The sequence below is a fragment of the Georgenia sp. 311 genome, assembly GCF_006151955.1.
Lineage (GTDB): Bacteria > Actinomycetota > Actinomycetes > Actinomycetales > Actinomycetaceae > Oceanitalea > Oceanitalea wutianyii.
Genome location: NZ_VDFS01000060.1, coordinates 89,824 through 100,530, shown reverse-complemented (window position 1 = coordinate 100,530; position 10,707 = coordinate 89,824). Strand labels below are relative to the sequence as shown.

At 71.6% G+C, this 10,707-nt stretch carries 5 protein-coding genes; all 5 read right to left on the bottom strand.

Annotated features, from left to right (window positions below; all coding sequences use genetic code 11):
* Positions 1-52: 52 nt before the first annotated feature.
* On the bottom strand, positions 53-409 hold the full coding sequence (locus tag FHE66_RS13105; RefSeq protein ID WP_139073412.1) for a hypothetical protein: 357 nt from the start codon (positions 407-409) through the stop codon (positions 53-55).
* A 188-nt stretch (positions 410-597) separates the two neighbouring features.
* Positions 598-4,635 carry an immunoglobulin-like domain-containing protein gene (locus tag FHE66_RS13100; RefSeq protein ID WP_176554779.1) on the bottom strand — a complete coding sequence of 1,346 codons (4,038 nt, stop codon included), beginning with the start codon at positions 4,633-4,635 and terminating at the stop codon, positions 598-600.
* Positions 4,636-4,880: 245 nt separating this feature from the next.
* Entirely contained in the window at positions 4,881-5,930 is a 1,050-nt protein-coding gene (locus FHE66_RS13095; protein ID WP_230976437.1) for a DUF916 domain-containing protein, read from the bottom strand.
* Between the two features lie 77 nt (positions 5,931-6,007).
* On the bottom strand, positions 6,008-6,625 hold the full coding sequence (locus tag FHE66_RS13090) for a hypothetical protein (RefSeq protein ID WP_139073409.1): 618 nt from the start codon (positions 6,623-6,625) through the stop codon (positions 6,008-6,010).
* 594 nt (positions 6,626-7,219) lie between these two features.
* Positions 7,220-10,702, bottom strand: a complete 3,483-nt coding sequence (locus FHE66_RS13085; protein ID WP_168202746.1) for a family 43 glycosylhydrolase — start codon at positions 10,700-10,702, stop codon at positions 7,220-7,222.
* Positions 10,703-10,707 lie beyond the last annotated feature (5 nt).

Sequence of the window (10,707 nt, the reverse complement as noted above, 5' to 3'; positions counted from 1 at the left end):
CGCCGCGGCGCCGCACCCTCGGGAGGGCGGCGCCGCGGCGTTCGGGTGCGGGTCAGGCCGTGCGTCGGCGGTGGACGAGCACCGCGCCACCGGCGAGCACGAGCACGCCGGCTGCGACGAGCGCCTGGAGGCCGGTGAAGCCGGTCTCCTGGAGGCTGCCGCTGGGGGGCGGGGTGGTCGGCCGGACCGTCGGCGCCACGCCGGGAGCGGTCGTGGGGTCGGTCGCCGGCGGGGTCGCCGGCACGGTCGGCTCGGTGGTCGGCTCGGCAGGGCGTGGGGTGATCTCGACCTCGACCCCGACGTCGGCCCCTCCGGGCTCCGCCTCCTGGGCCGTAGCCGTGAGCGGCACCGCCAGGATCAGCACTCCGAGCGCCGCTGCCCGGAATGCGTGAACGATCGACTTAGACATGCCATTGTCCTTTGAGTCCGCCCGAACTACAGTCCAATTCCGATGTTATCGCTAACGCACTATTTTTACCATCGCCTGTCGCCTCGGGAATTCGCTCCGGAGGTCGTCGTGACCGTGGACGACGTGCGTGGCGAGTACGGCTCGGCCCCCTGGCCGGTTCACCAGGGGGCCGAGCCGTCACCGTCCGCTCAGCCGCACGAACGTCCCGCGTAGGCCGCGCTGGTGGACGCGCCGGCCGAGGTCACGCCGACCTCGCCCGCGGGCACCTGGGCCAGGCGCGTGGTGAAGGCGTACGAGCTCGTCCGCCCGCCGTCGACGGTGGCCGTCCGGGTGCCGTAGGCGGTGGCGATCTCCACCTCGGCCGGCGCGGCCCCCTCGTTGGTCACCCGCGCGGTGATCACCACCCTGCCGAGCACGCACCGCGTGTCCGCCTCGACCGTGACGTGCGGGCCGGCGGCCTCGACCGTGACCGTCGCACGCGCCTCGAGCCACACGCCCTCGATCTCACCGGCCACCTCGAGCTGCCCCGGCGCGGCGTAGGAGGCGGGGTCGATCTCCTCCCACGTCACCGGCAGGTCACCGGTCGACCCGTCGGCGTAGGTGACGCCCACCGTCGCCGGCAGCTCCGGCGCGACGCCGGCCTGCGTGGTGACCTCGACCGTGTCGACCGACTCCACGAGCGCGTCCGGCTGGTAGGCGCGGAGCAGCCGCTCGTGCTCGGCACGCGTGATCGGCAGGACCGTGCCGTGCCGGGCGCGGAGGTTGAGGCCGGGCTCGTGCGTCCAGCTGTCGGCGTCGTCGAGGTCGGTGGAGGAGAACGCGACGTACCCGTCTCCCCCGCCGTACGGCGGCCAGTCCTGGAAGAGGAACCACGTGTCCTGGCCGGGCTCGATGTTCACGTCACCGGGGTTCGCCCTGAACGCGGTGGGTCCCTCGGCGTGACGCAGCGGGTCCCCGGAGCCGATCCGCTCGGTGACGAGCTCCCACGACGTGCCGACGGCACCCTCCTGGTAGCGCAGCAGGTCCGGCGACTTCTCGAGCAGGACCTCCATGATGTCGTTGCGCTCGTCCTTGGTGAAGCGGTAGTACGTCCCCTCGTGCTCCACGACCGTGGAGTCGATCATGCCCCGCCCGGGCTGGCGGCGGATGTCGATCCACACCTCCGGCTCGGTGAAGGTCACGAAGTCCCGGGTGAAGGAGATCATCATCCGGTTGTAGCTGTCCAAGGTGCTGCGCCCGGCGACGTCCGTCGTGTCGTAGAGGTTGGAGGCCCAGTACACGGCGTACATCCCCTGGTCCTCCAGGTAGTGCGCCTCCGGTGCCCACGTGTTCCCGGCGTAGGGGGTGTTGACCTCGACCATGCGCTGCTCGCTCCAGGTCACCAGGTCGGTGGACTCCCAGATCATGAGCGAGAGCGAGCCGGACTGCTGGGCCCGCGCGAAGTCGGGTCCCTGCCCGGGACGGTAGGTCTTGAGGTCGGTGGCGAGGAGGTAGAAGCGGTCACCCTCCGGCGAGCGGATGATGAAGGGGTCACGCAGCCCCTGCTCACCCAGTGTGGACTCCAGGACCACGTCGTCGTCGTTCAGCGGCGTCCAGTCCAGGGCGTTGTTGCCACGGCTCGCGGCGAAGTAGACCTGCTCGCCGTCGGCCGTGCTCTCGCCCTTGAAGTGGGGGAAGAAGTACGCCTCGCGCTCCTCCTGCACGGGCAGCGGGACGACGACGGCCTCGAAGGTCCGCACCTCGCTCGCCGCCCCCTTGGTGACGGTGGCGGTGAGCGTGACCGTCACCGGGTCCTGCCCGTGGGCGGGACGGGCGACGACGCCGTCGGTCGTGATGACGTCCGGGTCGCTCGAGGCCCACACGACGGCGGTCCCCTCCTCCCCCTCGGTCGGGAGGGTGATGTTGCCGCGGACGTCGTCGACGTTCGGGATGGCGAGCGCGGCGGCGGCGGCCTCGACGGCCTCCTGGTCGGTGACCCGGCCCTCGCCGTAGGCGTTGTCGAGCGCCTCCCACTCCGCGCCGGTGACCGGCAGGACGGTGCCGTGCCGGTAGCGCTGGGAGAAGGAGTAGTCGGCCGAGCCGATCATCGTCCACTCCCCGCTCGCGAGGTCCGTCGTCGTGAACGGCACGTACCCGCGGCCGCCGTACTCGTCGATGAACAGGTACCAGCGGTCCTCGGTGTTCGACTTGAACACGAGGGGTCCCTCGCCCTGGTTGATGCTGCCCGCGCCGACCGCCTCGCTCACGAGCTCGAAGTCGTCGGTGAGCGGTCCGGACCCGACCTCCTGGAAGACGTGCTTGCCGCCCGGGTTCGAGCCGGTGCGGTTCTCCTCGTTCTTCGAGAAGCGGTAGACGTCGCCGTCGTGCTCGATCATCGTCGTGTCGATGACGGAGGAGCCGGTGTCGATGAGGATCTCGGGCTCGCTGAAGTTCCGGAAGTCGCGGGTCGTGGAGTACATCATCCGGTTGTGCGCGGCGCCCGTGTGGTCGGGGTCGTCCTCCGCGTAGAGCTTCGAGGCCCAGAACACGACGTACTCACCGATGCTGTCGTCGTAGAAGATCTCCGGCGCCCAGGCGTTGCCGGCGTTCTCCGGCGCGACCTCGGCGACCCAGCTCTCGGACCAGTTGACGAGGTCCGTGGACTCCCAGACGACGACGTTGCGGCTGCCCTGACGCTGGACCTGGTCCCAGCTCCCGCTCGACTGGTTCCACATCCGCAGGTCGGTGGCGATCTGGTAGAACTTGTCGCCCTCCGGGGAACGGATGATGAACGGGTCGCGCAGCCCCATCTCGCCGCTGGTCGACACCATGACCGGTTCGCCGTCGTTGAGCGTGGTGTAGGCGAGGGGGTCGTTGCCCTGGCTGAGCGAGAAGTACACCTGCTCGCCGTGCTCCAGGCCCTCTCCGAGGAAGTAGGAGAAGAGGTAGCCCTCGTACGGCTGCGCCTCGGGCAGCGGCGGGACGGTGGCGTCGAAGACGCGGGTCACCGTGCTCGCGCCGACGGTGACGCTCGCGGTGAGCGCGACCTCGGCGGCTGCCTCGCCGGCGGCGGGCCGGGAGACCTCGCCGGTGGCGGTGATGACGCCGGGGTCCGAGCTCTCCCAGGTGACGGTCGCGGTGTCGGTGCCGCTCGTGGGGAGGTACAGGTTGCCGCGGACGTCGTCGACGTCGTGGACGACGAGCGCGTCGGCCGCGGCCTGCGCGCGGGCCTCGTCCGCTGGCAGCGGGAGGACCGTGACCTCGAAGACCTGCTCACGAGTCAGCCCGCGCTGGCTCAGCCTCGCGGTGAGGGTGGCCGTGGCCGGCTCCTCGTCCGCTGCCGGGCGCGTGATCACGCCGTCGGCGGTGACGACGGACGGGTCGGACGTCGCCCAGGTGACGGCCGAGCCGCCCGGGCTGGCGGCGGGCAGGTCGAGGTTGCTCGTCACCGCGTCCAGGTCGGGGAGGGTCAGCCCCTCCGCGTCGAGCGCGAGGGAGGCCTCGGCGTTCGCGGTCACGAGCGCGTCGATCTCCTCCGCCGACAGCGCCCGGTCGTAGACGCGGAAGTCCTTGATGCTCCCGTCCACCCGGCGGTCGGCGTCGTAGGCGGAGCGTCCGATGTAGTTCGCGGTCGTCACGCCGTTGCCGATGTCCCCGGGGGTCATCGTGATCTCGGTGTTCTGCCCGACGCGCTCGCCGTCGACGTAGAGGCTGCCGGTGCCACCCGCGAGGGTGAAGGTCACGTGCTGCCACACGCCGCGGGTGAACTTCTGGGTCCCGAGGACGTTCTGCTCCCCGCCCCACGCGGCCGGTGAGATCGCGGCCCGGGCGACGTTCGGTGTGTCGGTGACGAACAGGTAGCCGTTGCCGGACTGCGGGGTGCCGACGGCCGGGTTGCCGAGGTTGAACAGGAAGTAGTTGCCGCTGTGGGGCGGCTCGAGCAGCACGTCCATGGACACCGTGATGGCGTCCAGGCCCGCGGTGATGTTGTCCGGCAGGACGACGTGGTCGTCGCTGCCGTCGAGCGTGACGCCGCCGGCGCCGAGCTCGGCACCGCCGACGATCTGCCCGTCACGCCCGTTGCCGGACGCGTCCTGCGCCGTGGTGCCGCCCCGCCCCGTGAGGGGGTAGTGCAGCACGAGCCCGTCCGCCGGGGGCTCGGCAGCCGTCGCGGCAGGTACCGCCGCGAGCATGCCCGCTCCGAGTGCCGCGGTCGCCACGGCGGCCACTAGTCGTCGTCGTCTCATAGCTTGTCCTTCCTTCTGGAGGACGCGCGTCGTCGCACGTCGTCGTGTGGTCCTGCTGCGTTCGGGGCGCCGCGGCGCGCGTGCCTCACCGGGCACCAGGGCCCGGGGCCGAGCGTCGCGGATGGGCGCCATCGTTCTCCGTCGAGCATGGTCGTACCGGCGTCCCAGCCGGTGACGTTATCGCTAACATTAGCAAGATGCCGCTGCTTGCGCGCGGGGTCGGCCGCTCCCGACGCCCGCGGGGCTCAGGGGGTCGCGGCGGGGTCCTCGACCGCGGACCGGCGTCCCTCGTCGCGCGCCTGCTCGAGCATCCGCTCGAGCCTGCGGCGCGAGGAGCGCCTGCCCCACAGGACCGCCCCGACGAGGAGGACGGCACCGAGGAGGAGAAGGAGCTGGGGCCACGGGACGGCCCACACGACGACGCTGACGACGACGGGGTCGAGCACCGCCGTCGAGCCGTCCATCGCGAGCATCTCGGGGACCACCGCGACCTCGAGCGGCACGGCGAACCACGGCCACACGCCGTCGACGACGACCGCGAGGCTGCGGGTGTCACCCGGCAGGACCTCCTCGGGGTGCTCGTCCGTGAGCCCGACGGTGCTGCCGCCGGCCGAGACCGTGCCGTCGACGAACAGGCGGGTGTTGCCCTCGTTGACGACGTCGAAGGAGACGGAGACCTGCCCGGGACGGAAGGCGTTCCAGCTCCCCTCGTAGCTGCCGCGCACGTTCTCCACGGCGGCCGACGGGGTGAGCTCACCGGTGACCCGGGTCGTCACGCGGAAGCCGACCCGGCTCTCCACGCCGACGCTCGTGCCACCCTCGGCCGTCTGCACCGACCGGACCGAGGCGGTGATGCCGGCGGCATGGTCACCCGGCTCGGTGTTGGGCGGCACCTCGATGGTGAACGGGACGACCTCGGTCTCCCCGGCGGCGACCGTGACGGTCTCCGGCAGCGTGATCCACGTCCCGGCCCCCACCGACTCCTCGCCGGAGGCGAGCATGTCGAACCGGCCGGTGCGGGTGTAGAAGCCGTCGGCGGCGTCGAGGGAGAAGGTGACCTCCTCGCTGCTGACGTTGCGCACGGCGAGGTGCTCCTCGACCACCTCACCGGGGTCGAGGGTGTGCTCGACCGCGCGCCGGCCGTCGGGCCCGTTCTCGTCCGCGGGCGTGGTCGACCAACGGACGGCGGGCTCCTGCGTCTGCGCCGCCACCGGCGCCGACAGGAGGAGGGCGGCGAGGAGCGCGAGGACGGAGACGAGGGCCACGCGGAGCGCGGGGCGAGGTGCAGTGGTCACTGGCAGTCCCATGAGTCTGGGTCGGGGCCGCGCCGAGGCGCGACCCCGACCCGTCAGTCAGTCGGTCCGGCGACCGGTCAGTACGCATCCTCCCAGAGGGTGAGCGTGATGGTGGCGGAGTAGCTGCCCGGCGCGACGTCGCTCGGCGTCTTGAGGAACAGGTCGGCGTTCACGTCCCACTCACCGGTGGGGCGCGCCTCGCTGGAGTCGAACGTCAGCGCGAGGAGCTCCTCGGCGACGAGACCGACGGCGTCGTCCCCCTCGTCGAGGACCGTGAGGACCTCGTCGCCCTCGGCGACGTTGCCGTCGTCGGTGATGAGGTTCGGCGTCCAGCCGAGGTGCTCGGCACCGAGCGCGGGCAGACCGTCGGCGGAGAACGCGGAGGACTGACCGGTGACGTACCAGAAGACGCTCTCCGGGACCTCCTCGCGGTCGTCGGCGACCGTGACCGTCGGCAGCGTCCCGTCGAACTGGCGGATCTCCGGGTCACCGGAGTCGACCTCGGTCAGCGAGGTCGAGTCGGCAGCCACGCTCATCGTCAGCGCACCGACGGGCTCGAGCTCCTGGATCTCGACGTTGACCTCGACGTCCTCGCCGGCGATCTCGTCGGCGACGGCCACGCCGGCGCCGCCCATGAGGAGCATCGCCCCTGTCGCGCCGATACCGGCGCGGGCAAGCAGACCCTTCTTGTTCATTCGTGTCTCCAGTTCCCGGCCGGCATGTCTCCGAGCCGAACGTGCGAGCGACCGGTCCGTCCGGTCACCGTCCTACGTGGTGGTACCCCTGCTACTGCCCATCCCCCGCGACGCACCGCTCCTGCGCGGCGCACTGTTCAGTCCTCCAGGTCGTCGTCGACCGAGCCCTTCCCGGCCACGCGGGGACGGCCGCCCGGCGAGTTGGACGACGCCGCGCGCGGCGACCACGGAGATTCTTCACATTCGAACTCGGTGAGAACGTCCCGTAATGCGGCGTCACTCACCGATCGCTCGATCGTAACAGCGGATGTTAGCGTGCACAAGGAAGTCCGACGGGCGTGCGGGGCGCGCATTCTTCCGGTAATTCCCGAGCGTTTCGAGAACTCGCGGCAGCACATTCGAGGACCCCGCGGTGAACACCGGTCGCCCCGCCGGCCCGCAGTGCACTGCACCATCACGAGTGCGCTCCCAACGTCATCGTCCTGCGCAACGGACACCCATCGTCCGTCGCCCTCATGTTATCGCACACATCGACAGTGCCCAAGGGGTTCAGGTGGTGGGCGGCCCGCCCCCGTGCGGGGGCGGGCCGCCGGCTCAGCAGGTGCGCGCCGCGTGCGTCACCGTGACGGAGTCCTCGACCGACCCGCCGTCGACGGTCGCCTCCGCAGCGACCGTCACCGCCCCCGCCGGGAGGTCCGCCTGCCGCGTGGAGAACGCGTAGGAGGCGGTGCGGCCGGGCTGGAGGGTCGCGGTCCGCGTCCCGTACTCGGAGGTGAGGGTCAGCTCGACCGGCACCTCCTCGCCGTTGGTCACCCGGACGGCCTGGGTCACCCGTCCGACGACGCACCGGGTGTCGACGGTGGCCGTGACGTCGAGCCCATCCGAGGGCGCCACGGTCACCGTGACCGTGACCGTCTCGTTCCCGGGGGCGATCTCCTCGTGGGCCTCCATGTCGAAGACCGGCATGCCGTCCGCGGCCCAGTGGACGCGGCGGACGAACATGTCGCGGCCGGACAGCCCGCGGTTGTCGGTGCGGGCGTGGAAGACGTAGAGGAGGTTGTCGTCCTCGTCGTGGGACCACATCCCGTGGCCGGTGCCGAGCTGCCACTCACCGTTGAAGATCCCCGACTTCTGGACCGGGTAGCCGAGCTTCGTCCACACCTCCGGGTCGGTGAGGTCGGCGTCCTGCCCCGCCGGCGCGGTGAGGAGGCCGGTGGTGTAGGTGTCACCGACGGTGGACCCGGAGTAGATCATGTAGATCACCCCGTCCCGGACGTGGACGTTGGCGCCCTCGGCGATGGTGTTGTCCCACGCGAACTCCGGCGCGGTGACCCGGACCGGCTCGGAGGTCAGACGCGTCGGGTCGCTCGGGTCCGTCCGGGCGATGAACAGCGCCCCGAGCATCTGCCACACGTAGTAGGACTGCCCGGAGTCCTGGAAGTACGTCATGTCGAGCGAGATGTTCTGGATCGGGTTGAGGATCGACCCGTCCGCCCGGAGCACCTTCTGCGCCTTCGTCCAGCTCGCCGGGTCGGCCGGGTCGAGGTGGTTGCCCTCGTCGTCCTGCTTGAGCTGGATGATGCTCGCGCGCCCGGTCCACATGTCCGGCCGGCCGTTCGAGCCGTCGTAGCAGGGCATGAACAGGATGGAGAGGGTGCCGTCGATGAGGTGGATCTCCGGTGCCCAGAAGCACCCGGTCATCACCCCACCGTCGGCGTCGGTGTCACCGGCGCGGAGCAGGTCGACCTCGACGGTACGACCGTCCCGGACCGCCTCGTCGGAGAGGTCCTCCACCCGGTCGGCCACCCGGAACGGCATGTGCGGGCCGTTGGCGGGATCGATCGGGTTCATGTCGAGGTCCTCGGTCGCGATCATGAGGAACTTCTGCTGCCCGTTCCAGTCGAACCGGAAGATCGTCGGGTCGGCACGCTCGTCGGCGAACGGCGTCGCGTACTGGGGCGCCTTGATGGTGCCGGTGACCTGGTAGTCCCCGGGAGTCGTGGTGTCGACGGCGGCGAGGGAGTCGGCGTCCCACTCGATCGCGCGGGTGGCCGTCGAGCCGTCGGTGTAGCCGAGCTCGGCCCGGGCGGGCAGGTCCGCGGCGGCGAGCTCGCTCCCCTCCTCGAGGGTCACGCCCTCGAGCGGGCGGACCTCGGTGTTGACGATGCGCCCGAACCGCACCCGCAACGCCTCGACGACGTCCGCCGTGACGGGCAGCGTGTTGCCGGTGGCGAAGCTCGGCACCCCGGCCTCGCCGATGCCCCCGGTGGCCGCGACGGTGCCGCGCTGGGCGGCCGAGCGGGTGGACGGGTCGGTGAGGTCGGCGAACGTCGTGTACATGGCCGACCCGGCGTCCGAGGTCCACGTGACGACGTAGCGCTCGGCGGCGCTGTCGTAGACGACCGCGGGGTCGTTGACGCCGCTCGTGACACCGAGGTCGACGAGGCCGACCTCCTCGTAGCCCAGCAGGTCGTCACTGCGCGCGAGGAGCATGCTCGACGCCTGCGTGCCGTCGGAACCGCCGTTGCGGGCGGTGCGGGTGGCGACGATGCCGAACGAGCCGTCGGCCAGGTGGAAGAGGTGCGGGTCGCGCAGGCTGCGGACGATGCTGGCCGACGTCCCCTCGATCGGGGGCGTCGTCGACGTCCGGGGGAAGAAGATGCCGTAGTTCTCGTTGAGCGGGGTCCAGCCCTCGCCCTCCTCCAGGGCCAGGTGCATGCTCAGCGCGACGTCGGCGTTGTTCGCCTCGCTCGCGCTCGTCGGGACGCGGCTGTAGGCGAGGAGTCGCGTCGCGTCCGGGAGCACCCGGGTGGTGAAGGTGCGCGCGGTGCTCGCGCCGGTCGCCGTGTCGGTGACGCGGAGGGTGATGACGGCGTCGACCGGCTCGTCGGCGACGATCGTGCCGTCGACGACGTCGGCGCCGGTCACCGACTCGACGACGACGCTCGTGCCGTCGGGCGCCGGCGGCAGAGCCGTCCCGGAGGCCACGACCGGCGGGACGACGACGCGTCCGGCGAGCCGTTCGGCCCGCTCGGCGGGGGTCTCGGTCGAGGGCAGCACGGTGACGGTGATGGCCTGGCTGACGCCGATCCCGCGGATCGAGGCGGTCGCGGTGAGCAGGGCGGTGACGGCCTCCTGGCCGGCGAGCGGCGGGGTGACGGCGCCGTCCGGGGCGACGACCGCCGGGTCGCTCGACGTCCAGGTGACGCGTCCGCCCGCGGTGGGCAGGTCGAGGTCGGAGCTCGTCTCGACGTCGGCGAGGTCGAGCCCGGTGAGGACGGCCTGCGCCTGGGCGCGCAGCTCGTCGGCGTGGGCCTGGACGTCGGTCGCCGACACCTCGGCGACCTCGTCCGCGCTCAGCGCGCGGTCGTAGACGCGGAAGGCGGAGACGGCGCCCTGGAACAGCGGGTCGGGCCACGGCGCGCGGCCGATCGTGTTGAGCGACTGGTCGAGGACGTCGCCGGGCGTGGTCTCCATGGCCCCGTGGGCGACCCGCGTCCCGTCGAGGTAGAGCGAGGCGGTGCCCGCCGCGCCGTCGACGACAGTGGTGACGTTGACCCACTGGTTCGCGCTGAGGCCGCACGAGGCGGACTGGACGAGCCGCTCGACCCCACCGGACTTGAGTCCGACGAGCGGCGCGCGCCCGGAGCCGCAGTTGAGCGAGGCGAAGAAGTACTCGGTCGCCGAGGAGTCGTTGCCGATGGTCCACAGGAAGTGGAACCCGTCGAGCATGGCAGCCGAGGCCTTGACCTCGGCGGTGACGGTGGCGGACTCCTGGCCGGCGAGGAGGTCGTCGGGGAGCTCGACCCAGTTGCCGGTCGAGGTCTTGGACCCGCCGCGCATGGTCATCGCGCTGCCGGTCCAGTCGGTGTCCCGGACGTTGCGGACCACGGCGGGCCCGACGTCGGTGGGGGCCGTGTTCGGGACGGTGGCGCCCGAGGTCTGGTCGAAGAGGTACTCGGCCACGAGGCCGTCGTCGGGGACGTCGGCCTGGGCACTCACCACCCCTCCGAGGACGAGGGCGGTGAGGGCGGCGCCGGCTGTGGCCGCCCTTCCCAGTCGGGACAGGATGCTCATGTCAC

Bases quoted from the DNA above. Each gene is read 5' to 3' on its own strand.
- FHE66_RS13105 (WP_139073412.1), bottom strand. From the start codon at position 409: ATGTCTAAGTCGATCGTTCACGCATTCCGGGCAGCGGCGCTCGGAGTG.
- FHE66_RS13085 (WP_168202746.1), bottom strand. From the start codon at position 10,702: ATGAGCATCCTGTCCCGACTGGGAAGGGCGGCCACAGCCGGCGCCGCC.
- FHE66_RS13100 (WP_176554779.1), bottom strand. From the start codon at position 4,635: ATGAGACGACGACGACTAGTGGCCGCCGTGGCGACCGCGGCACTCGGA.
- FHE66_RS13090 (WP_139073409.1), bottom strand. From the start codon at position 6,625: ATGAACAAGAAGGGTCTGCTTGCCCGCGCCGGTATCGGCGCGACAGGG.